This is a genomic window from Methylobacterium sp. Leaf106, from assembly GCF_001422895.1.
Lineage (GTDB): Bacteria > Pseudomonadota > Alphaproteobacteria > Rhizobiales > Beijerinckiaceae > Methylobacterium > Methylobacterium bullatum.
This window is the reverse complement of sequence record NZ_LMNB01000031.1, coordinates 51,130-74,267: the sequence shown is the minus strand read 5'-3', so window position 1 is coordinate 74,267 and position 23,138 is coordinate 51,130. Positions and strand designations below refer to the sequence as shown.

Here is a 23,138-nt window from a genome sequence, read left to right as displayed (position 1 = left end):
AAACCGAGGATTTTTATCTGCGCGTCATGCTAAGACTAGGTCATTAGATCGGTCGGCTCTTCTGTCTTGGGGCTCCGGTGTTCGATACTGCCATGGAAAAGAAATCGTCCGCAACATGGCGCACGGTTACCATTGGTTGCTGGCGCCGGTACCAGGGAAGTCGACGAACCATTCGTTCCGGCCGGCGCGGAAGGGGGGACTGCTAAGGCGCCATTAAACAATAGCGTCTATGACTTTGTCTTATCGGTATCTCAAGGTTGTAGTTTTATGATTGGCTTCTCCCGAAAGCGTCCGGCCAACGACACGATTGCGGTGCCTACCGCGGCTCAGCAGACCGAGGCCGACGACCTTCGTCTCGGTGCTGCGGTGGAAGCGCTGATGTCGAGCCAGGGGCTGTCGACGATCGACCTGCCCGACGGAAAGCTCAAATCCGCGATCGAGCGCCTCAACGGCCGTGGCGAGGACGACAATCGGCGTAACCTCTCCTCCATCGCCGCCATGGCGAAGGAGACGTCCGAGGCGGCCATCAACATCGGCTGGATGACCTACGATGTCGGCGAAGTCGCCCGCGCCACGCAGACGATCGCCGGCGCCACGGAAGAGATGGCGGCATCCATCGCCGAGGTCTCCCAGACGTCCGACACGGTCGTCACCGTCGCCCAGGACGCCCTGACCGCCATGAGCGCCTGCATCGGCGACGGGCGCGAGGCCAAGTCCGCCATGCAGGAGATCGACGTCCGCACCTCGCTCATCTCGGAGCGGGTTGTGGTGCTGGAGCGGGCCATCGCCCAGATCGAGGTCATGGCGACCGCCATCGCGTCGATCTCCGCCCAGACCAACCTGCTCGCCCTCAACGCGACCATCGAGGCGGCGCGCGCCGGCGAGGCCGGTCGCGGGTTCTCCGTGGTCGCAGCCGAAGTGAAGTCGCTGTCCGCCCAGACCGCCAAGTCCACGGGCGAGATCCGGGGGCTTCTCAGCACGCTGACATCGGAGATGTCGGCCATTTCCACCGCCGTCGGCGAGAGCCGGAATGCGGTCACGTCCGGCCGGGCCATCGTCGAGCAACTGGAAACGCGGGTCGAGCAAACCAACGAGCGGATCTCCCAGGCGAGCGACCTGAACCAGGCGATCTCGCAGATGCTCGCCCAGCAGCGTTCGGCCACCGCCGAAATCTCCACCAGCGTGCAGAACATCGCCGGCAAGGCCGCCAAGACCCATGAGGAGATCGACAAGATCACGACGCGTCTCGTGAAGGCCGAGGATTTCGGCCGGACCGCCCTCGCGGCGGAAAGCGGACGCGTCAAGGCCCATGGCCTGGTCTGCCTGCCGGCGGATGTCGGCATGTGGAAGCGCAAGCTCGCCCGCATCCTCGTCGGCCTCGCCCCGGCCGCGTCCTCCGATCCGACGATGCTCGGCCGCGCGGATCACAGCGTCTGCACGGACCTGCGAAATGGCCCGCTGCGCGATCATCCGGCACTGGCCCGTCTCGCCGCTGCCGAGAAGACGGCGCTCGAGGAAGCCAAGACGATGACCGACGCCGTCGCCGCGAACAATTGGGACGTGGGCACGCCGGCCTATCAGGCCGCTTCCGCCGCCATGAAGGAGATGCTCGCGGCGGCCAAAGAGTTGCTCGCCGTCAAGGCTGCGTGATCGACGCCCCTTGTGGGTAGCGCGCACTCGAACGTTCCGAAGTCCCGCGGTCGGCCCCTTGTTGCCGGCCGCGGGTTTCGGCATGGCTTGAGCGCGTCGCCACGCGAGAACCCGAACCGTTTCATGATCCGACCGGACGCTCCTCCACCGGCCCGTTTCAATGCCGCCCGCCACTGTCTCGCTGAGAATGCGCGCCTGCGGCCTGACAAGACCGCGCTGATCATGGCGGGCGCGGAGGACGGGGCGTTTCACCTGACCTTCGCCGAGGCCGACCGTGCCGTGCGCGGCATCGCCGCCGGTCTCCTCGCCCTCGGCCTGCGCCGCGGCGACCGCGTGATGATCCGGATGGGCAACGAGGCGGACTACGTCCTCGTGTATTTCGGCGCCCTCGCCGCCGGGCTCGTGGCCCTCCCCTCCTCGCCCCAGCTGACGCCGGCGGAAGCCGCGTTCCTCATGGAGAATTCCGGCGCCGCCGTCGTGGTGACCGGGGCGGGCCACCGTCTCGACCCGGCCGAGGCCGAGGGCCGCATCGTCCTCGGCCCCTCCGAGATCGCCGCGATGAAGCGTGCCGAGCCGGTGGCGGAGTACGCCGACACCGCGGCGGACGATCCGGCGACCCTGGTCTACACCTCCGGCACCACCAGCCGGCCGAAGGGCGTGCTCCATGCCCATCGCGCGATCTGGGGGCGCCGCCCGATGCATGCGCATTGGCTGGGGCTGACGGAGGCCGACGTCATGCTGCATGCCGGCACCATGAACTGGACCTATACGCTCGGCGTCGGCATCACCGATCCCTGGGCCTGCGGGGCCACGAGCGTCCTCTACGACGGGCCCCGCGATCCCGCCGTCTGGCCAGCCCTCATCGCCCGGCACGGCGCGACGCTGTTTGCCGCCGTGCCGAGCCTCTACCGCCAGATCCTGAAATACGCCGATCTGTCCGCGCACGATCTGTCCCGCCTGCGGCACGGCTGCACCGCCGGCGAGGCCCTTCCCGCCGAACTGCTGGACGCCTGGACTGCCGCCACCGGCAAGCCCCTCTACGAGGCGCTCGGCATGAGCGAGATCTCCACCTATGTCTCCAGCGGCCCCACCATCCCGGTGAAGCCCGGCTCTCCTGGCAAGCCCCAGCCCGGGCGCCGCGTGGCGATCCTGCCCGTGGACGGGCCGGACGAGCCGCTTCCGGAGGGCGAGACGGGGCTCCTCGCGATCCACCGCACGGAGCCCGGCCTGATGCTCGGCTACTGGAACCGGCCCGAGGAGGAAGCCGCTGTCCTGCGCGGCGAATGGTTCGCGGGCGGCGATCTCGCGAGCCTCGACGAGGACGGCTACCTCTGGTTCCACGGGCGCAACGACGACCTGATGAACGCCCTCGGCTACCGGGTCTCGCCCAACGAGGTCGAGGGCGTGGTCGGGGGACATCCCGCCGTGGCGGAGGTCGGCGTCACCGAACTCGCCGTCCGGGCCGACCTGAAGGTCATCGCCGCCTTCGTGGTGCTGAAGCCCGGGGAAGAGGCGGATGGACCCTCGATCCTGGCCTGGTGCGCCGAGAGACTGGCCGCCTACAAATGCCCGCGCGAGGTCCGGTTCCTCGATGCCCTGCCCCGCACCGCCAATGGCAAGGTCCAGCGCAAGCGGCTCGCCGACCAGCCGGTCGCGGCATGAAGTCGAGGTCGCCGGGCCAGCCCTGCCGATCCCGAGTCCAGGGTCTTCGTTCCATGACGAACGTGGCGAGAAAGGTGTATCGGCCGGCCGGACCGATATCGTAGAGCCCTCACCATGTCCGCGCCGCCGCTTTCGATCTTCCTCATCGCCTTCAACGAAGCAGACCGGATCGGCGCGACCATCCGCGCGGTGCGCGACCTGACCGACGACCTCGTGGTGGTCGATTCCGGCTCCACCGATGGAACGCAAGCCCTGGCGGCCTCCCTCGGTGCGCGGGTGATCCACAACGCCTGGTCCGGCTACGGCCCGCAGAAGCGCTTCGCCGAGACCGTCTGCCGTCACGACTGGCTGCTCAACCTCGATGCCGACGAGGTGGTGCCCCCGGACCTCTCCGACGCCATCCGGACCTTGTTCGCCGCCGGTGAGCCCACCCACCCGGCCTATCGCATCGCCATCGCGGAAATCTTCCCCGGTGAGTCGAGGCCCCATCCCTGGGCCTATGCCCTGCATCCCGTGCGCCTCTACCGCAAGGACAGGGGCCGCTACTCGCCCTCCCCCGTCCACGACCGGGTGGAGCTCGATCCCGGCGCCAGCGTCGGACGCCTGAAGGGGGTCATCCACCACTTTTCCGTGCGCTCGCTCGGCGATCAACTCGACAAGCTCAACCGCTATTCCGACCAGCAGGCCCGGGACCTCGAAGCCCGCGGCGTCACGATTCCCACCTGGCGGATCTTCGTCGAGCTGCCGCTGAATTTCCTGAAGGCCTATCTCGGCCGGCGCCATTTCGTGAGGGGCGTCTACGGCTTCCTCACAGCCGCCAACTACGCGATCTCCCGCCATCTCCGGGTGGCCAAGCACTACGAACGGCGCAGCGCGCTAATTTCCCCCCCGTTGCCGCCTATTGAACCGGCCAAGCGGGTTGACCCGTCCGACGCGAAATTCTAGAGCCACCCCTACGGAGACGTGGCCGAGCGGCTGAAGGCACTCGTTTGCTAAATGAGCATACCCCGAAAGGGGTATCGAGGGTTCGAATCCCTCCGTCTCCGCCATATAGCCCCTAAACCCTTGCGATTACGGCATCTTTATGATGCCGTAGGCTTCTGAGCGCGCTCCTGCTACGAAGGAGTGCTACGAAGTCATGAGGCAGATGGTGGGTCTGGTCCAGCGTCGGGGCATCTTCTATTTTCGTCGCACCATACCGCGAGCGCTGCGCGCGAACATGCCGGCCGTGCTCGGAACCGCAGGCCATGGAATTTTCGACGAGGGCGCTCCCGTCTCTCTGAAAGCGAGCAGAGCAGGCCGCGAGTTCTGGGTCAGCCTTGGGACCCGCGATGAGGATGAGGCTCGCCGCCGAGCGCGCCGTCTGGATGGTGAGGCAGACACTCTCATCAGTCTCGCCAAGCGCCGCCTTCTTCTAAGCTCGCAGCCGTTGATCTCACAACTCGACGACGAGACCATTCAGAAGCTGGTCGCCATCTTCCGTCACCGCAAACTCGCGAATGACGAAGCCCTACGTCGTGGAGCCGTGCCGCTCAGCATTGAAGCCTTCACTGCCCTCAGCCAGGAGATCGCTGCCAGGGAAGCTGAGCTGCGCGATGCCAACGCGCGCGGTGACTGCGCTGCAACTCACTTCAGCCACGATGCGATGATGACCGTCATCGATGCCGGATTGAACATCGCATACGGTTCTCCGGCGGATCGGCGCCTCTATATGGCGTTCGTCGAAGCAGAATTGGAGGTGATGACGATCCTCAGGGATCGACAAGGCGGAGCCACCCGGCCCACGCCTGCCCTGACGGCGATCACTCGACTCGATGATCGGACGGAGCGCTTGATTTGGTCTCCCCGCGAGAAGGTGGGTGCACCAACCCCGGAAGAAATTTTGCAGGGTTGGAAACGTGATCATAAGCCGGCCGAGAAGACCTTCTATACGTTCTCCAGCAAGGTCCACCGATGGACCTCCTTTCTCACGGAACGAGGTTTGACATTCCACAATGCCAGCCTCTCGGATGCTTCTGACTGGAAGAGCGCCTCTGCTGCCAAGCGGTCGGCACAAAGCGTTTCGAATGACCTCAACGCCATCAAAGCAATTTACAGCTGGGCCGTGGCGAATGGAAAATGCTCAGTTAATCCCTTCGCGGGCCTGAAGCAGCCTCGGGCCGGCATGAAAGGGCAACGGCGATCAGCAAAACGCGATTTCACCGACGAAGAAACCGTTCGCGTCCTCATGGCCGCACGTGACCGCAACGGCTATCGAAGGTGGGTTCCCTGGATCGCCTGTTTCACGGGCGCACGCATTTCAGAGATCTGCCAGTTGGAAAAATCCGACGTCGCCTCGTCTATGGGAATTCACTATTTTCGGATGACGGTTGAATACGACAACGAAGGAGAAGGTGCAGCATCCAAAGAAATCAGAATTGCAAAGAAAAATCTCAAAAACTTTAGTTCGAAACGCCACATTCCAATCCATCCTCAGTTAATAGAGGAAGGATTTTTACTATTCGTTGCGTCGTGTAAAACAAACGATCTATTTTCCGACGCAACGCCGGATCGATTCGGCAATCGTGGGGGAAACGCAACTAAGGTGATTAGTAGATGGGTAAGAGATAAAATTGGGATTACGGATCCTCGCATCAGCCCAAGCCATTCCTTCAGACACCGTTTCTCAACCCAATGCAAAAATTGTGGAATTCCGCCGGAGATCAGGAACAGACTGATGGGCCATAGTGAAGGCGAATCGAGCGAGCTCTATGGCGATGATTATTCAGTTGAGATGTTGTTCGCCGCGATTAAGCAAATTCCCGTGCCGGGTGGGCTAAAAAAATAGTGCCTATCACATGGCTTAAAGCCATACCTCAGGGAGGACCACTTTTTGGGAGGCAGGCCAGGGCAGGCCCCAGGCGAAGCTGGAGATGGCCGTCGCCTCGCCCTCAGCTACGGGCACGCCGGACTTGTCGAGGGTCAGGGTGGCTATCGCGGCGAGGCCGGGTTGGCCGCGGCGGTCCTGGTTCCCGTCGACGAAGACGGACAGGAGCGCATTCGTGGCCTCGTCCATGCGGATCGCGCCGAGGACCACCTGATAGAACAATTGCTTGTTCGGCCGGGCCTTCTCGCCGGGGGGCTGCCATGGCAGCGGACCGGTAATGGCGGCGATGCGCCTCTGGTCGCCGTCCGCCATGTCGGCCGGCTTCCGGTAGGTCATCGGCGTGAGCACCTCAAGGGCCGTCCAGGCCGAGAGGATGTCCTCGGGGCGGTCACGTACCGCCGGAGGGGCGGGACGCGGACCAGGCCTCGTCCAGGGTGGCGGCTCGGTACGGGGCCGGGATGCCGAACCCGCGGCTTCCTCGTCCGGCGGCGGTGGGGGACGGGACGGCGGCGCCTCTCGGGGACGGTCGCTCGCCGCCTTGGGCTGAACGGCATCGCGTTCCGCATGAGTACCCGACGTTCGGGTAAGGTTCGCGATTGCCTTCTCGACCTTCGCACGGAGCTTCTCGGCGCTGGGCGTCGAGCGGTGACCCAGTTCCGCCTTTAGGGCGCCTAGAATGTCCCGGTCGTCCTTCGCGGCCTCGAACACTCGTTCAAGGTCGGTGACGCGCAACGCTTGGTAAGGTCTCATCGTTTTTCCGACCGGGAATCGTCCGTGGCATTTTCCGGGTCGGGTCGTCCGGTGTCCAGCTAAGGTTGTGTCAGGCTCCTGTGCTCTGCTCCGTCCGCATCCCAATGCCCTGATCTGATCCTGACGCAATCGCGGAAGGTGCCGTCAAACATGGGTTACAGCGTCCGGCGTCGGTCTCAGGTCGTCGAGACCGCTTCCGACGCACGAACGGGGAACAAAAGTCGCACGAAATCAGCAACCAACAGGGTTCTGCCGTGTTGGCTTTCTGGCCAAGCTTACTTGTTTCCCATGGTAGGCGGTGAGCCATGACCGATGGCGGAGATGGTCGGCGATCCGTGCCGGACACAATGCCTGCGACGACCTGGACGGCCATGAGACTGAAGAGCGCGCGAGTCCGCAACTATCGCAGCATCAGGGACACCGGGGAGTTCACGGTGGAGCCCGGGAAAACGATTTTGGTCGGCCCGAACGAAGCCGGCAAGACCGCGATCCTCCAGGCCCTGCAGCGCCTCAAGAAGCCGGATGGCGTAAAGGGCTTCGATCCGCTGCGCGATTATCCCAGGGCGCTCTACAACGACATCACGCGAGGCGCGGTCAGCCCCGAGAACGTAATCGTCGCTACAGGCGTGTACGAGCTCGACGACGATGATAGGTCGGCTATTCCATCGGAGTATCACAACTCCGATTATGTGCTGGAGCGATATCTCAGCAATCGCGGCGTTCATTACTTGCGCAACGGCCCTGCCGTGCCGTCGTACTCCGACGTGGAAAACGATCTGCTGCGCTTGGCCGCCCATGTCGATGAGCGTGCCAAGGTTGAGGGCAAAGCCCTTCCCGGTGCGGCGTTATCGGTGATCACAAAGGACCTGAGAAGGGGAAGCTACCTCAACTCGGAATTCTGCACGGCCACGGCAAACTGGTTGAAGACCGCGCTCATACTTGTCGACGAGGACAACGAGCGCGAGACCCAACGGCTCGTAACTCTGCAGGACAAGATCGAAAAGGCTGGAAGCCAGGACACTGTTCTGAAGGCACTTGAGAAACGAGTTCCGGTCTTAGTGTTGTTCAGTAACTATTTCCGGGTTCGCCCGATCATTCACCTGGCTCATTTGGCCGAGCGGCTTGAGAACAACCTGCTCGATGACGATCAGTACGACTACGGAAATTCCTGCCTGTTGAATTTGCTCGGCTTCACCCCGAAGGAGCTGTCCGATCTCGGAAAGGCTGACGAGCCCGATCAGGGGGAACCGGGCAAGCTACAGAAATACAGGGACCAACTCGACAAGCGTCGATACCAACTCAACGCCGCGAGCGTGATGTTGACGAAGGAGATCAGGTCGATCTGGAACCCCGACCCCAACAGGGTCGAGGCGGACAGGCTCAAGGTCCAGGCGGACGGGCAGTACCTGAAGGTCGCCGTCGAGGATGACCTGGGCGTCGAGATCGAACTCGACCAGCGTTCGGAAGGCTTCCAGTGGCTCGTCTCGTTCTTCGTCGTGTTCTTCGCCGAAGCCGCAGGCAAGCACAGCAATGCCATCCTGCTGCTCGACGAGCCCGGGCTGAGCCTGCACGCGCTCAAGCAAAGGACCTTCCGTGAGACGATCTCCCGGCTGGCCCATAAGAACCAGACCATCTACACGACCCATTCGCCGTTCCTCGTCGGGCCCGACGAGTTGGATCTCGTACGCGTAGTCCAGATGACGGACCGGAACGAGGGCACCAAGGTCCATACCTCGGTTACCTCCGGAGACCAGGCGGCACTCCTCCCGCTTCAGGAAGCGCTCGGCTACGATCTGGCCCAGAGCCTGTTCGCGAACCAGCGCAACCTCGTTCTCGAAGGTCTCACGGACTTCTGGTACGTCGAGGCCGTCGCGGCCCTCATGGGAGCCGCGGGGGAGGTCAAGCTCAACGACAAGATTTCGCTCATTCCGGCCGGAAGTGCGAGCAAGGTCGTGTACTTCGCCACCATCCTGCATGCCCATAAGCTCAAGGTAGCCGCCCTTCTCGACTCCGATACGGCCGGCGACCAGGTGGCAAGCCAGGACACCCTCGTCCATACGCTCGGGCAGAAGGCCATTCTTCGAACGAAGGATTACTGCGAGGGCAAGGTCACGAAGGCGGAGATCGAGGACCTGCTTCGCGATACCCTTGTGAAGGTCGCGAAGTCCGAGCTCGGATGGGACATAGAGACCAAGGCATCGACGCAGGTCGCACGGCCTTTGGTCGATATCTTCACGGCCGAGGTCACAGGCTTCTCGAAATACAAGCTCGCCAAGGTTTTCCTGCGCTGGGCACGCGAGCACGAGGCATCGGACCTGAGCGCCTTGGAACGCAAGGGGTGGAAAGCCCTCATCACCGCCATGAACGCCGCTCTCAAGTAGGGGCATCGCCGGACAACACAGGCATCGATTGAGGCCACGGTGCTCGTCGTCACGGTTCGCTATGCGGGTCGCCATGGTGGCGGAATTCACGATAATCCGAGGCGCTGACGCGGTCGAACTCGACTCCGATGGAAGCGGGACGCAGGATGCGCTTCCCGTTGCTCGCTTCCGGAATCAAGGATTCCTTAACCATGGGTGGGCGGCCCTCGTCGGGGCCGCCGCTTCGAAAACGGATCGCTCCTGCGGCCGATGAAGAAGCACCCGGGAAGCAGGGGTGATCGGACGGGGAGCGGCCAACGGACAGCCCTGGCCGGTGGATCCGGGTCGCCGTCCCCTTGCGGGAGAGACACGGACGATGCGATCGACACTTCGCGACAGGAGCGCTCGACCGATGAAAGCCAGGGACTTCCGCCCTCACCCCTGACCCTGGAGCGCCGCGCGAAGCGAGAAGGCCTCCGTCATTTCGGAGGCTACGATGACAAGGACACTTCTCTCCGCCGACACCCATTTCGGGCACAAGAGCATGCTCAGTCCACGCATGCCCCGACCCCGACCGTTCGAGACCATCGAGGCCCACGACGAGGCCCTGGTCGCCGCCTGGAACAAGGCGGTCCGACCGGATGACATCGTCTGGCACCTCGGCGACTTCGCCTACAAGTGCGGCCTGAATTACGCCGCCTCCATCAAGGCGCGCCTGCACGGCCGCATCCATCTGATCCGGGGCAACCACGATTTCGGACTTGGTGACCGCCTCCAATGGGCCGGACCCGTCGTCGACGTCCAACGGGTCTTCGTCCAGGACCCGGGGATGCCCGAACGCGTCGCCCTTTGGGCGAGCCACTATGCGCACGTGACGTGGCCTAATGCCTGGCACGGCGACCTTCACGTCTACGGCCATTCCCACGGCGGCATTCCGGCTACCCGGACAAGCCTCGACGTCGGCGTCGACTGCTGGGATTGGGCGCCGGTCACCCTCGGTGAGATCATGGCGAGGATGGCGGAAGCCCCTGCAACCCGCTCGTCAGCGTGATGCCAAGCCTGCCTCACGGGGTAGGGAGGAGGCCCCCCGTGTCGGAGGAATGCACGCCGCGGATCCTTCGCTTCCTCACCGCCCCGCAATATGGCATCGTCATTCCGTGACCTTCTGGATCGCCCTTCGACGGCTGCTTCCGCTCCTGGCGGTTCTCAGCCTCGCCCTTGCGCCGGTGACCGCCTCCGCGGCCGCCGCGGGCATGCGCGCGCCGACGGCCGCTCAAGGTCACGCCATGGCGATGTCTGACGAGGCCATGGATGACATGGCCGGGATGGCCATGGACGAGATGCCGTGCTGCCCCAAGGAGCGGCCGGACATGCCCGACTGCTCGAAGGGCTGCCCCCTAATGGCGCTCTGCCTGGCGAAGGTCGCCACCGGACTGCCGGTCGCCCTCGGGCTTCCGGGCCGCGTTGCCGGCGTCGAGGGACCCGCCTGGGCCGTCACCGCCTCCTTCGACAGCCTTTCGCAAGGGCCGCCCACCGAGCCTCCCCGAGCCTGAACCCGATGCCGCCGGCGCCTGCGCCGGCCGATCCCGCGCGCTTGAAGGCCCGGGTCCCATCGTTTTCAGGAGATCATCGACCGTGTCCAAGACATCGTTTTCGCGCGCCCTCACGGCTGCGCTGCTCGGCCTCGCCCTCACTGCCGCGGCCCGGGCCGACACCAAGGACTACGAGTTCCAGCTGGTGAAGGACGAGGCCAAGCAGGGCGAGGCCATCCTCGACGTCCGCCTCGTCGACAAGCGCACGTCCAAGCCCGTGCCGAACGCCGTCATCTTCGCCAAGCGCATCGACATGGCGCCCGACAGCATGGAGGAGATGACCTCCAAGATCGAGCAGATGCCGTCGCCGGAGCCGGGCCTCTACCGGTTCAAGGCGAAGCTGACGATGGCCGGCGGCTGGCGCCTCTCGCTCGGGGCCAAGGTCCCCGGCGAGACCGGCACCGTCGAGAACAGGCTGGTGTTCAAGGCCACCAAGTGAGCCGGTCGGCTTGGGCAGCCGGGACCCTCGCAGCGCTCGCGGCGGGGGGGTTGGGGTATGGCGCGGGGCATGAGGGCAGCCCCGTGCCGGCGCTCGTCCAGCAGGCGCGGACCGGGTTCGCCCACTGGCTGCCGGGAACCCGGCAGCCCTCTTCGGTGCCCGCTCGGGTCCCGGCCAAGGCGACGGGACCAGTCGTCTACTACCGGGACCCGGACGGGAAGCCGGACTACGCCTCCGAGCCCAAGCGCACGGCGGACGGTCGAGACTATCGCGCCGTCCACGCGAGCGAGGACGTGCGCTTCGACGAACCCGACGAGGCGGAGGCAATGCCCGACGCCGGGCGCGGCGACATGGCCATGGCTCAGGCCACGCCCCCTGCAAGCGCCCGCAAGGTGCACTTCTACCGCAATCCGATGGGCCTGCCCGACACCTCGCCGACCCCGAAGAAGGACTCGATGGGGATGGACTACCTCCCCGTCTATGAGGGGGAGGACACCGACGACGGCACCGTGAAAATCTCGCCCGGCAAGCTCCAACGCACCGGGGTCCGGACGGCGGTCGTCGAGCGACGCGTCCTGTCGATGCCGGTGCGGGCGCCGGGCGCCATCGAAGAGGACGAGCGCCGGATCTCGGTCATCGCGATGCGTACCGACGCCTTCATCGAGAAGGTCGAGGCTGTCACCACCGGCGACCACGTGCACAAGGGCCAGCCCCTCCTGCGCCTGTTCTCGTCGGAGATGAACGCGGCCGCCGCGCAGTACCTCACCGGCATCGGCTACGAGGGCGCCCGCCGGCGCCTGGAGAACCTCGGCATCCCGCCCGAGGTCATCGACGAGATCGAGCGCACCCGGAAGGTGCCTTCCACCATGACGTGGTCGGCGCCCCGCGACGGCGTCGTGGTCGAGCGCAACGTCTCCGACGGCATGCGCGCCAAGTCCGGCGACACGCTGTTCAAGCTCGTCGACCATTCCAGGGTCTGGGTCCTCGCCGACGTGACCGAACGCGACCTGGCGGCCGTGGCCGAAGGCCAGACGGCGACCGTGCGCGCCAGGACGTTCGCGGACCGCGTCTTCACCGGCGCGGTGACCCGGATCTACCCGCACCTCGCCATGGGGACCCGCACCGCCCGCCTGCGCATCGAGCTGCCCAACCCGAACGGGGACCTGCGCCCGGGCATGTTCGCCGACGTGACGATCGCCACGGGGAGCGACAAGCCGGTGGTGGCAGTGCCCGACGACGCGGTCATCGACACCGGCACGAAACAAGTCGTCCTGCTCGACAGGGGCGAGGGCCGCTTCGAGCCCCGACCGGTCAGGCTCGGCACCCGCGGCGACGGCTACGTCGAGATCCGCGATGGCATCGCCGCGGGCGAGCGGGTGGTGACGTCGGCCAACTTCCTCATCGATGCCGAGAGCAACCTGAAGGCGGCTCTGCAGGGGCTCTCCGAGCCCGAGCCGCGCCCGCAGGCCGCCGTCGAGGGGAAGGCGCCATGATCGCCCGACTGATCGCCTGGTCGGCGAAGAATCTGGTGCTCGTCCTGATCGGGACCGTTTTCGCCGTCGGAGCGGGGCTCTACGCCCTGAAGACCCTGCCGCTCGACGCGATCCCGGACCTCTCGGACGTCCAGACCATCGTCTACACCGAGTACCCCGGGCAGGCGCCCCAGGTCATCGAGGACCAGGTCACCTACCCGCTGACCACCGCCATGCTGACGGTGCCCCGGTCGAAGGTCGTGCGCGGCTTCTCGTTCTTCGGCGTCTCGTTCGTCTACGTGATCTTCGAGGACGGCACCGACCCGTACTGGGCCCGCAGCCGGGTGCTCGAATACCTCAACACCGTGGCCAAGCGCCTGCCGCCCGGCGTCACCCCGACCCTCGGACCGGACGCCACCGGGGTGGGCTGGGTCTACCAGTACGTCGTGGTCGCCAAGGAACGCACGCTGGCCGAGCTCCGCTCGCTCCAGGATTGGGTCGTGCGCTTCGGGGCGTCCCGCGCCGAGGGCGTGGCGGAAGTCGCCGGTGTCGGCGGTTTCGTGAAGCAGTACAACGTCGTGGTCGATCCGAACCGGTTGCGGGCGCAGGGCATCACCCTGACGAAACTCCGTGAGGCCATCCGGGCGAGCAACGCCGACGTGGGCGGCCGCACCGTCGAGCTCTCCGAGTTCGAGTTCGTCGTCCGGGGGCGGGGCTACCTCAGGAGCGTCGCCGACATCGAGAGCATCGTCCTGAAGACGGAGGCGGGTACGCCCCTGCGGGTGAAGGACGTCGCCAAGGTCGAGCTCGGCCCCGACGAGCGCCGCGGCATCACCGAGATGAACGGCGATGGCGAGGTCGCCGGCGGGATCATCCTGCAGCGCTTCGGTGCCAACGCCCTGAACGTGATCGACAACGTGAAGGCCCGGCTTTCCGAGGTCGCCGCCAGCCTGCCCAAGGGCACGGAGATCCTTCCGGTCTACGACCGCTCGCACCTGATCGAGGCGGCCATCGAGACCCTCAAGGGTACGCTGATCGAAGAGAGCGCCATCGTCGCCCTCGTCTGCGTCGTGTTCCTGCTCCACGTCCGCAGTGCGCTGGTGGCGATCCTGATGCTGCCGGTCGGCATCCTGATGGCGTTCGCGGGCATGAGGGTTTTGGGGCTCGGTGCCAACATCATGAGCCTCGGCGGCATCGCCATCGCGGTCGGCGCCATGATCGACGCCGCCATCGTGATGATCGAGAACGCCCATAAGCACCTGGAACGGGCGCCGCCGGACAAACCCAGGGTCGAGATCCTGATCGAGGCGGCAAGCGAGGTCGGGCCGTCGCTGTTCTTCTCGCTTCTGATCATCACGGTCAGCTTCCTGCCGATCTTCACCCTGGAGAGCCAGGAAGGGCGCCTGTTCGGGCCGCTGGCCTTCACCAAGACGTTCGCGATGGCGGCGGCGGCGGTGCTGTCACTGACCCTCGTCCCGGCGCTGATGGTCCTGTTCGTCCGCGGCCGGATCATCCCAGAGCACCGTAACCCGGTGAACAGACTCCTGATCTGGGTCTACCGCCCCCTCATCGCCGGCGTCCTGCGGGCGCGTGTCGTCACCATCCTGCTGGCCGTGGTCGTCCTGGCGGCGACGGCGTGGCCCGCGAGCCGGCTCGGGTCGGAGTTCATGCCCGACCTCGACGAGGGCACCCTGATGTACATGCCGACCACGTTGCCGGGCATCTCGGTGACCAAGGCCGGTGACCTGCTGGCGACCCAGGACAGGATCATCAAGTCGTTCCCCGAGGTCGCCTCGGTCTACGGCAAGGCCGGACGGGCCAATACCGCGACCGACCCGGCGCCGAGCGAGATGTTCGAGACCATCGTCAACCTGAAACCGAAGGCCGAGTGGCGCCCCGGGGTCACGACCAGGAGCCTAAAAGCCGAAATGGACGCGGCACTCCAGTTCCCCGGAGTTTCGAATGCCTGGACCCAGCCGATCCGCGCCCGGATCGACATGCTCTCGACCGGCATCCGTACGCCGGTCGGGATCAAGGTGCTGGGGACGGACCTCACCGAGATGGAGAAGGTCGCCCGCCAGGTCGAGGCGGTTGTGAAGGCTGTCCCGGGTACGTCGAGCGCCTACGCCGAACGCGTCCAGGGCGGCTACTTCCTCGACATCACCCCCGACCGCGAGGTGCTGGGCCGGTATGGGCTGACGGTCGGCGACGTGCAGGACGTGATCGCCATGGCGCTCGGCGGCGAGAGCGTCACCAACACGGTCGAGGGCCGCGAGCGCTACACCGTCAACGTGCGCTACCCCCGGGCCTTCCGCTCCGACCCGCGGTCCATCGCGAACGAGGTGCAGGTGCCGATCCCGGACGGGGGCACGGTACCGCTCGGCGAGGTCGCCAAGGTGCAGTTGAACCGCGGCCCGACCCAGATCCGCACCGAGAACGGCCAGCTCGCGGTGTTCATCTACGTCGACGTCGCCAATCGCGACCTCGGGGGTTACGTCGCCGAGGCCAGGGCGGCGGTCGCCAAAGAGGTGAGCCTCCCGCAAGGCACCCTCGTGCAGTGGAGCGGACAGGTCGAGTACCTCGACCGGGCGACGGCCCGGCTCAAGGTCGTGGTCCCGCTGACGCTGCTGATCGTGTTCCTGCTGCTCTACCTCAATTTCCGTCGGCTCACCGAGACGCTCATCGTCATGCTGTCGCTGCCCTTCGCCCTCGTCGGTGGGGTCTGGCTGATGTGGTGGATGGGCTTCAACCTGTCGGTGGCGGTCGCCGTCGGCTTCATCGCGTTGGCCGGCGTCGCGGCCGAGACCGGCGTAATCATGCTGGTCTACCTCGACCACGCGCTGGCCGAGATCCGGGCAGGATGCGACCGCGACGGGAGGGCGTTCACCCAAAAGGACTTGGGGCGAGCCATCATGGTCGGCGCGGTTGAGCGAGTGCGCCCGAAGATGATGACGGTGGTCGCAATCATGGCCGGGCTCCTGCCCATCCTGTGGAGCACCGGGTCGGGCTCTGAGGTGATGCAGCGGATCGCCGTGCCGATGATTGGCGGCATGGTCTCGTCCACCATCCTGACCCTGGTCGTGATCCCGGCGGTCTACGGGCTCGTGAAAGGATGGGGCCTGCCACGGTCCGAACCGAATGCCATTGACCCCGAGGCCCGACTTTTAACGTTAGGAACAATCTGACGGATGGAACCCATGCCCTGGGCCCACTCCCGACCCCTTGCCGACCTTCGGAAGGTCCGCTCCAAAGCTGTCGAGGCAGAAGTCAACGACTGAGTTGGGTGGTTATGCGAAGGTCTGCTTTCGGGCCGAATTTTTGAAAAGCGGACGCTGCATAGCACCGAGGCAAACCTTCGTAAGTGCTGACCTGTAACCTTCCAGGCACACATCGTCGGAAAGCCTTTGCGTGCCATTGACGGCGGACGCTTTGATCGCGCTCCTTATCTCCGACGGTTCCTCCCCGGAGGATCAAAAGGGAACGCGGTGAGGATGAGGTCCGAAAGGGCCTCCCCGAAGCCGCGGCTGCCCCCGCAACTGTAAGCGGCGAGCCCATCATCAACACGTCACTGGGTCTTCGGGCCTGGGAAGACGATGAGAGGGCGGTGACCCGCGAGCCAGGAGACCTGCCGTCAGTCGTGGTCACACGCGAAACGCATCGGGCGGGGTGTCCTGATGGGTGTCGAGGCGTTCGGCTGTCCTTACGGCAGGCAAGCGCCCAGGCCTCGTTCGCGGTGACGTGCCACAGACGTCGCCCGAGGCTTGTCCCGTGTCCTTCCCCTCTCGATCCGCGTGCTTGCGCACGCTCGCGCTCGCCTGCGCCTCCCTTCCCGTATCCGCCCTGGCGCAGCAGACCGCCGCCCCCTTCGCCGACGTCCCGCGCGGGGCAGAGGCGGCCGTCACGCTCTCCGAGCTTTCCGTCTCCGCCACCGGCGTGCCGACGCCCGTCGACCAGGTCGGATCGAGCGTCACCGTGCTCACCGCCGCCACTCTGGAGGCCCAGCAGCGCCGCACCGTCCCGGATGCCCTCCAGCAGGTGCCGGGCCTCAACGTCGTGCAGACCGGCGGCCCGGGCGGTCAGACCTCGGTATTCATCCGCGGCTCGAACTCGAACCACGTGAAGGTGCTCATCGACGGCATCGACGCGACCGACCCGTCGAACCCGAACGGCTCCTTCGACTTTGGGCAACTCCTGACCGACGACCTCTCCCGCATCGAGGTGCTCAGGGGTCCCCAGAGCGGCCTCTACGGCAGCGACGCCATCGGCGGCGCGATCTCCTTCACGACGAAGCGTGGCGAAGGACCGGCCAGGGCAACCGCGCGGATCGAGGGCGGCTCATTCGGAACGTTCAACCAGAGCGGCCGGATCAGCGGGTCGGAAAACGGCTTCGACTACTCGGTGTCGATCCAGCATCTCCGGGCTGCCGCAACGCCTGTGACGCCGCCCAACCTCGTCGCCCCAGGAACGACGACCCGCCCGAACTACTACGACAACGAGACCGTCTCGGCGAAGTTCGGCTACCAGTTCACCGACACGTTCCGAATCAACTCGATCACGCGGTTCATCAACTCGAAGCTGCTCTTCAGCGGCGACGACTATGGCACCTTCCCGGTGACGCTGGGCGGCCTGCGCAGCCAGGCGGACGTGCAGCAAGTCTTCACCCGCAACGAGGCCGAGTGGACACCGTTCGCCGGTTTCCACAACGTCTTCGCGATCAACTACTCGAACCTCTACAACCGCCAGGTCCAGAACGCGTACGACCCGTTCAACCCGCTCCCGACCGCCGGCCTCGGCGAGCGCACGCGGTACGAGTACCGCGGCGACTACCAGCTCTCGCCCGGCAACCTCGTTCTGTTCGGCGCGCAGCGTGACGACGAGAGCCTGTCGACCACCGATCCGAACCCGTTCGGTTCCGGCAACCTGCGGGCCAGGAACGGCAATACCGCCGGCTACGGCGAGATACAGCTGACGCCGTTCGACCGTGCCTCTTTCGTCGCCAACGTTCGCCACGACGAGAACGACGCCTTCGGACCGGCCACCACGTTCCGCGTCGCCCCGAGCTACATCCTGCCGTTCACCGACACGCGGATCAAAGGCAGCGTCGGCACCGGCTTCAAGGCGCCGACCCTGAGCCAGCTGTTCCAGAGCTTCCCGGCGTTCAACTTCTTCGCCAACCCCAACCTCAAGCCGGAAGAGAGCCTCGGCTACGATGCCGGCTTCGAACAGCCGCTCGGCGAGCGCGTTCTCGTCGGCGCGACCTATTACGCCAACGACTTCAAGAACCTGATCAACACCAACGCCAGCTTCACCTCGAACGAGAACGTCGGGCGAGCCGAATCCTACGGGGCCGAGGCCTTCGTTGCGGTCCGGTTCACCGACACGCTCTCGGGCCGGGTCGACTACACCAACACCGTGACCAAGAATGAGATTACCAACCAGGAGCTCCTGCGCCGGCCCCGCCACAAGGGCAGCGCCACCGCTCAGTGGACGCCGATCCCCGGCCTGAGCTTCAGCGGGACGGTGATCGTGCTTGGCCACTTCGTAGACGGAAACCGAGACTTCTCGATCCAGAGGCTGAAGAACCCGGGCTTCACCCTGGTCAACCTCGCGGTCAACTACGATGTGAACGAGACGGTGAGTGTGTTCGGCCGGATCGATAACCTGTTCGACCGCCGCTACGAGAACCCCACCGGCTTCCTCGGGCCGGGCCTCGCCGTGTACGGCGGCGTCCGCGTGACGACGTTCTGAGGATTGCGATGTCGATGCGATGGACGCTGGCTGCGCTAGCGATTGCGGTCTGGCCTGGTCTGTCAGGTGCGGGGTGGGCGGCAGACGAGCCGGCGCATCCGGTCCACGTCGTCTCGATGAACCTCTGCGCCGACGAGCTGGTCCTGCGGCTCGCCGACCGCGACCAGGTCACCGCAGTGACCTACCTCGCCCATGACCCGCGCAGCTCCACCGTCGCGCGGGAGGCCACCGGCATCGCGGTGACCCGTGGCCTGTCGGAGGAGATCGTCGCGCTCCGGCCCGACCTCGTCGTGGCCGGAGCCTTCACGACGCGGACCACGGTGGGCCTGCTCAAGCGCGTCGGCTTCCCCCTTCTCGAACTCGGCGTACCCAACGACTTCGAGGGGGTGCGGGCCCAGATCCGGACCGTCGCCGCGGCCCTCGGGCACCCGGCGCGCGGCGAGGCGATGGTCGCGGACCTCGACGCGCGGCTGGCGCAGGTGGTGCCGGCGGCAAAACCGTTGCGGGCACTCGTCATGCGCCCGAATGCCTTCACGGTCGCACCCGGCAGCCTTGGCGATGCGATCATCCGCGCCGCCGGCCTCGTCAACGTTGCGGCAGAACTCGGTCGCGACCGCTTCGGCCAGGTCCCGCTGGAAGCGGCGGCCTTCGCCGACGCCGACCTCATCGTCCTCGACGAGGGGGAGCCCGGCGCGCCGTCGCTGGCCGATGCCCTGCTGCACCATCCCGTCCTCGACGCGCTACGTCGGCAGGGGCGTACCGTCTCAATTCCGAACCGGCTCTGGACCTGTCCAGGTCCGCAGTTCGCCGAGGTCGTGGCCTTGCTCGCTGCGGCGGCACACCAACGGGCGGCACGATGAACGCTCCCCTCCCGCCTCCCATGCGGGTCGACCGGGCGGTCGTCGGACCCCGCGCGGTCGTCTCGATACTCGGCCTGCTTGTGCTCGTCCTGACGGTCGCGTCCATCGCGGTCGGGTATGCCCCTTTCGACGTCCCGGCGGCGGCTGGCGACCTCATCGCCGGACGGGCGACCCTCCCGGCGCTGGTGCTCTGGGAACTGCGCCTACCTCGTGCCTTGCTCGGCAGCCTTGTCGGCTTCAGCCTTGGGCTGACCGGGGCGGCGATGCAGGGCTACCTGCGCAACCCGCTCGCCGATCCCGGCATCCTCGGCATCTCCTCCGCGGCGGCCCTCGGGGCCGTGGTGGTGTTCTATGGCGGCTTCGCAGCCTCGCTTAGCCTGGCCCTCCCGCTCGGCGGGATCGCCGGCGCCGCCGTGGCGGCGCTCGCCCTGAACCTTGTCGCCGCCAGAGGCGGCACCACCCTGGGATTGATCCTCGCCGGCGTCGCCCTGTCGAGCCTCGCCGGCGCCATGACGGCGCTGGCGCTCAACCTGTCGCCCAACCCCTACGCGGCCCTGGAGATCGTGTTCTGGCTGATGGGGTCGCTCGCGGACCGCAGCATGGACCATGTCTGGCTATGCCTGCCGTTGATGGCGGTCGGCTGGGGCCTGATGCTGTCCACCGGCCGCGCGCTGGATGCCCTGACGCTGGGCGAGGACACAGCTTCGAGCCTCGGCTTCCATCTGGTCTCAGTCCGTCTGCGCCTCGTCACGGGCGCGGCGCTGGCCATTGGCAGTGGCGTCGCCGTCAGCGGCGCCATCGGCTTCGTCGGCCTCGTGGTGCCCCACCTCGTGCGACCACTGGTAGGCGCGCGTCCCGGCGCCAGCCTATGGCCGAGCGGCCTCGCCGGGGCCGCTCTGGTGCTTGCCGCGGACTTGGGCGTTCGTCTCCTGGCGACGCGCCCGGAACTCAAGCTCGGTGTGGTGACTGCGCTCGTTGGGGCACCGTTCCTGATCGTGCTCCTCCTGCGTGAGCGAGGGCGCGGCGCATGAGCCTCGCGACCGCAGCCCTCGATGTCCGCCTCGGCGGGCGTGCCATCCTGTCGGATATCACCCTGTCCCTGGAACGCGGGACCCTCGTCGGTCTGGTCGGTCCGAACGGCGCTGGCAAGACCACCCTCCTGCGCACCCTCGCGGGCTTGGTCGCCCCGACCAAGGGCCGCGTAAATCTCGACGGTATGGCGCTCAAGGGCATCTCCCGCGACGCGCGCGCCAAGCGCATCGCGGTCCTTTTCCAGGGCACGGGGGCTGGTTGGCCGATGCAGGTGCGTGACCTCGTCGCCCTCGGCAGGCTGCCGCATCGACGCGCGTTCGGTGGCCTCGATGGCACCGATCACGCCGCAATAAACCGAGCGATGACACGGACCGATGTTGCGCGATTCGCCGAGCGGACCGAACCGACCCTGTCCACCGGCGAGCGGATGCGCGTGTTGCTGGCGCGGGCGCTCGCCGTCGAAGCGGAGTGGTTGTTGGCCGACGAACCGATCACCGCCCTCGACCCTGCCCACCAGCTCGACGCCATGACGCTGTTGCGGAGCGTGGCCCTGGCCGGCACCGGCGTCGTGGCCGTCCTGCACGACCTCTCCCTCGCGGCCCGGTTCTGCGACCGGATCGTGGTCCTGGGCGAGGGACGTGTCGCCGCCGATGGACACCCGGACGTTGCGTTGACCGACCGGCTACTTTCGGACGTGTTCGGCGTCACGGTTTGCCGTGGGGCTGGACCGGACGGAACCGCCTACATCCTGCCCTGGAACCGTTCGGGGCCCCATACGGAGGAGATCGATGCAGCCTTCCCCAAACAGCCCTGATGCCACCGTCGCCCTTCTGCGCGGTGCACTGGCCGATCCAACCACGGCCTGGAGCCTTGGCAGCTTCGGTGCCATCGCCGAGTTCATGCGCGATCCCGACGAACCCGTCGTGGCGCTGCCGGACGAGCGCCTGGGACTTGCGACCGCGCGCGGCGCCATCGCCCTGACCCCGAGTTCCGACCTGAGGCCAATCGCCTTTGAGACCGCGGTCGCCTCGGGCTGGAACCACGCGGTCGCCCTCTGCCTGCCGGAAGCGACATGCACGATGAACCGCAGGACCGTGGTGACGGAACTCGGGCCCGACCGGAACGCCGCCCGGGTCGAGGATCGCGACGACATCCTGTTCGACCTCGGCCTCGGCCTGCTCGCCGTGGATGCCTGCGTGCGGGTGCGCGATCCGGAGGCCGTCGAGCGGCTGCGGGCCGGCGTCGGCATGCCCCTGTTTGACCATGCTAACCCTATTGGGCCGCATCTCGTCGCCATGAGCCCGCACCGGGTGTTCCTGGCGCGGGTCGGGCGCGTCGAGGTCTATGCCTCGATCCCTGGCCCCGGCGGTACCAGTCCTGAAGGTCCGCATACGCATGTGCTGCCCAAGCTCCTGCGCAGCGGTCGGACCCATGCCGCCACGACCCCGATCCCGGCGGGCTGGGTCCCCTGCGCCGGCCTGCACCCGGCCCATCCCTACAAGGACATGATGGGCGACCGCATCGCCTTCGATACCGACCGCTACGAAGCGTTCCAGGCGATGCTCGACCATTGGGGTGATCCGGAACTCGTGGCGATCAAGCGCGGCGGGCCCGAGGCGCCCGGCGGCACGGTGTCGACCCGCCACGCCCAGGGCGCACGCCGGGTCGCCGAGGCCCAGGCTCGTTACCTGCGCGGCGAGATCATCGAGGGCTCGGCGAGCGACGACGAGGATGCGGAGGCGACGGCCTGACCGTGACCCGGACGGTGCCCGGCAGGAATCTTCCGGGGGCACCCCAGAGGGTGATCGGCCTGATCGGCTGCCCGGGCGCGGGGAAGACGACCTACGCCCGCCGCTTCGACCCTCTCGACGGCTGGGTTCACCTCACCCTCGACGACTTCCGGCAGACGCTCTGGCCGCCGCACCGGCAGGTCTACTGGGAACTGAGGCAGGGCTTACATGGCGATGCGGCCCGGGACCTCCTGCACCGGGTCAAGGAAGCAGCCTTGGATGCCGCCCTGACGAGCGCCTTCAGCGTGGTGATGGCGGACACCCATCTCACCAGACCCGTGTTCGAGCGCGAGCTCGGGATCGTCGCCCGACACGAGCTCACCGTGGAGTGGAAAGTGTTCGACGTGCCGTGGGAGGTGCTCAAGTCCCGCAACGCGGAGCGTGGTCGCGTGGACCCGTCGCATCGCCAGCCGGATGAGGTCCTCCGGTTCACCTACGAGGTTTTCCGATCCCCGGACGCTTGGTGGCGTAGCTTGCCGCCGGAGCAGGTCGAGGTGCTGAGCTGACGGACGGAGTGCGCGATCCATTCTCCCAAGTGTTGCCGGCAGGGCATAACCCCTCGTGCATTGCATTTGGTCCGTTGACGGGCATGGGCGTCGGCATGGTACCTCGGCCGTGACGGTTCCTCCCCGGAGGATCAAAAGGGAACGCGGTGCGGGGGTAGCCCCAACGCCGTGGCTGCCCCCGCAACTGTAAGCGGCGAGCCCTTCGCCACCGACGTCACTGAGCGGCCTCGCTCGGGAAGACGGTGAAGGGCAGTGACCCGCGAGCCAGGAGACCTGCCGTCAGTCGTGGTCACACGCGAGACACGCTGGGCGGGGTGCCCCGGCGGGTGCGGAAGCATGCGCGTTGCGCGTGGTTCGGCCTCGTTCGCGGTGACGTGCCACTGCCGTCGCCCGAGGCCCATCAACGTGTCC

Annotated in this window: 17 protein-coding genes, 1 tRNA gene and 2 riboswitches; of the genes, 17 read left to right on the top strand and 1 reads right to left on the bottom strand. The window is 66.5% G+C overall.

Annotated features, from left to right (window positions below):
- The first annotated feature begins 312 nt into the window (after positions 1-312).
- The 5 genes from ASF34_RS15840 (at position 313) to ASF34_RS22400 (ending at position 6,139) form a co-directional block, all read left to right on the top strand.
- Positions 313-1,650, top strand: coding sequence for a methyl-accepting chemotaxis protein (locus ASF34_RS15840; RefSeq protein ID WP_244479018.1), 1,338 nt, complete (start codon positions 313-315; stop codon positions 1,648-1,650).
- Positions 1,651-1,773: 123 nt separating this feature from the next.
- The gene (locus ASF34_RS15835) at positions 1,774-3,312 is read left to right on the top strand and encodes an acyl-CoA synthetase (RefSeq protein ID WP_056162319.1); all 1,539 of its coding nucleotides are present in this window, start codon (positions 1,774-1,776) and stop codon (positions 3,310-3,312) included.
- A 114-nt stretch (positions 3,313-3,426) separates the two neighbouring features.
- A complete protein-coding gene (locus tag ASF34_RS15830) occupies positions 3,427-4,257 on the top strand; it encodes a glycosyltransferase family 2 protein (RefSeq protein ID WP_056162316.1) in 831 nt (276 codons plus the stop codon).
- A 12-nt stretch (positions 4,258-4,269) separates the two neighbouring features.
- Positions 4,270-4,361 (top strand) — tRNA-Ser (locus tag ASF34_RS15825).
- 89 nt (positions 4,362-4,450) lie between these two features.
- Positions 4,451-6,139 carry a site-specific integrase gene (locus tag ASF34_RS22400; protein WP_081612673.1) on the top strand — a complete coding sequence of 563 codons (1,689 nt, stop codon included), beginning with the start codon at positions 4,451-4,453 and terminating at the stop codon, positions 6,137-6,139.
- Between the two features lie 15 nt (positions 6,140-6,154).
- On the opposite strand, the gene ASF34_RS22880 is transcribed toward ASF34_RS22400, so the two are convergent.
- Positions 6,155-6,928, bottom strand: a complete 774-nt coding sequence (locus ASF34_RS22880; RefSeq protein WP_156465749.1) for a hypothetical protein — start codon at positions 6,926-6,928, stop codon at positions 6,155-6,157.
- Between the two features lie 371 nt (positions 6,929-7,299).
- Here ASF34_RS22880 and ASF34_RS15815 point away from each other — a divergent pair, with 371 nt between their 5' ends.
- From ASF34_RS15815 to ASF34_RS15760, 12 genes are all read left to right on the top strand, one after another.
- Positions 7,300-9,309, top strand: coding sequence for an ATP-dependent nuclease (locus ASF34_RS15815; protein ID WP_056162611.1), 2,010 nt, complete (start codon positions 7,300-7,302; stop codon positions 9,307-9,309).
- A gap of 475 nt (positions 9,310-9,784) precedes the next feature.
- Complete coding sequence (locus ASF34_RS15810) at positions 9,785-10,339, top strand: metallophosphoesterase (RefSeq protein WP_056162311.1); 555 nt, start codon at positions 9,785-9,787, stop codon at positions 10,337-10,339.
- Positions 10,340-10,445: 106 nt separating this feature from the next.
- Positions 10,446-10,841: a hypothetical protein gene (locus ASF34_RS15805; protein ID WP_056162309.1), complete on the top strand. Its 396-nt coding sequence runs from the start codon at positions 10,446-10,448 to the stop codon at positions 10,839-10,841.
- A gap of 82 nt (positions 10,842-10,923) precedes the next feature.
- The gene (locus tag ASF34_RS15800; protein ID WP_056162306.1) at positions 10,924-11,319 is read left to right on the top strand and encodes a FixH family protein; all 396 of its coding nucleotides are present in this window, start codon (positions 10,924-10,926) and stop codon (positions 11,317-11,319) included.
- Positions 11,316-12,812 (top strand): efflux RND transporter periplasmic adaptor subunit, encoded by a 1,497-nt coding sequence (locus tag ASF34_RS15795; protein ID WP_056162303.1) that lies wholly within the window; start codon positions 11,316-11,318, stop codon positions 12,810-12,812. The genes ASF34_RS15800 and ASF34_RS15795 overlap by 4 nt, the downstream gene beginning before the upstream one ends.
- Positions 12,809-15,976: an efflux RND transporter permease subunit gene (locus ASF34_RS15790; protein WP_056162300.1), complete on the top strand. Its 3,168-nt coding sequence runs from the start codon at positions 12,809-12,811 to the stop codon at positions 15,974-15,976. Before ASF34_RS15795 ends, ASF34_RS15790 begins: the two co-directional genes overlap by 4 nt.
- Before the next feature lie 250 nt (positions 15,977-16,226).
- Positions 16,227-16,438: riboswitch (cobalamin riboswitch) on the top strand.
- A 148-nt stretch (positions 16,439-16,586) separates the two neighbouring features.
- Complete coding sequence (locus ASF34_RS15785; protein WP_443136543.1) at positions 16,587-18,539, top strand: TonB-dependent receptor plug domain-containing protein; 1,953 nt, start codon at positions 16,587-16,589, stop codon at positions 18,537-18,539.
- Between the two features lie 8 nt (positions 18,540-18,547).
- Complete coding sequence (locus tag ASF34_RS15780) at positions 18,548-19,399, top strand: ABC transporter substrate-binding protein (RefSeq protein ID WP_056162295.1); 852 nt, start codon at positions 18,548-18,550, stop codon at positions 19,397-19,399.
- A 20-nt stretch (positions 19,400-19,419) separates the two neighbouring features.
- Positions 19,420-20,430, top strand: coding sequence for a FecCD family ABC transporter permease (locus ASF34_RS15775; RefSeq protein WP_409567156.1), 1,011 nt, complete (start codon positions 19,420-19,422; stop codon positions 20,428-20,430).
- A complete protein-coding gene (locus ASF34_RS15770) occupies positions 20,427-21,245 on the top strand; it encodes an ABC transporter ATP-binding protein (RefSeq protein ID WP_056162287.1) in 819 nt (272 codons plus the stop codon). The genes ASF34_RS15775 and ASF34_RS15770 overlap by 4 nt, the downstream gene beginning before the upstream one ends.
- Positions 21,220-22,182, top strand: a complete 963-nt coding sequence (locus ASF34_RS15765) for a DUF6925 family protein (protein WP_056162285.1) — start codon at positions 21,220-21,222, stop codon at positions 22,180-22,182. The genes ASF34_RS15770 and ASF34_RS15765 overlap by 26 nt, the downstream gene beginning before the upstream one ends.
- Positions 22,183-22,184: 2 nt before the next feature.
- A complete protein-coding gene (locus tag ASF34_RS15760; RefSeq protein ID WP_238279381.1) occupies positions 22,185-22,727 on the top strand; it encodes an AAA family ATPase in 543 nt (180 codons plus the stop codon).
- 96 nt (positions 22,728-22,823) lie between these two features.
- Positions 22,824-23,022: riboswitch (cobalamin riboswitch) on the top strand.
- Positions 23,023-23,138 lie beyond the last annotated feature (116 nt).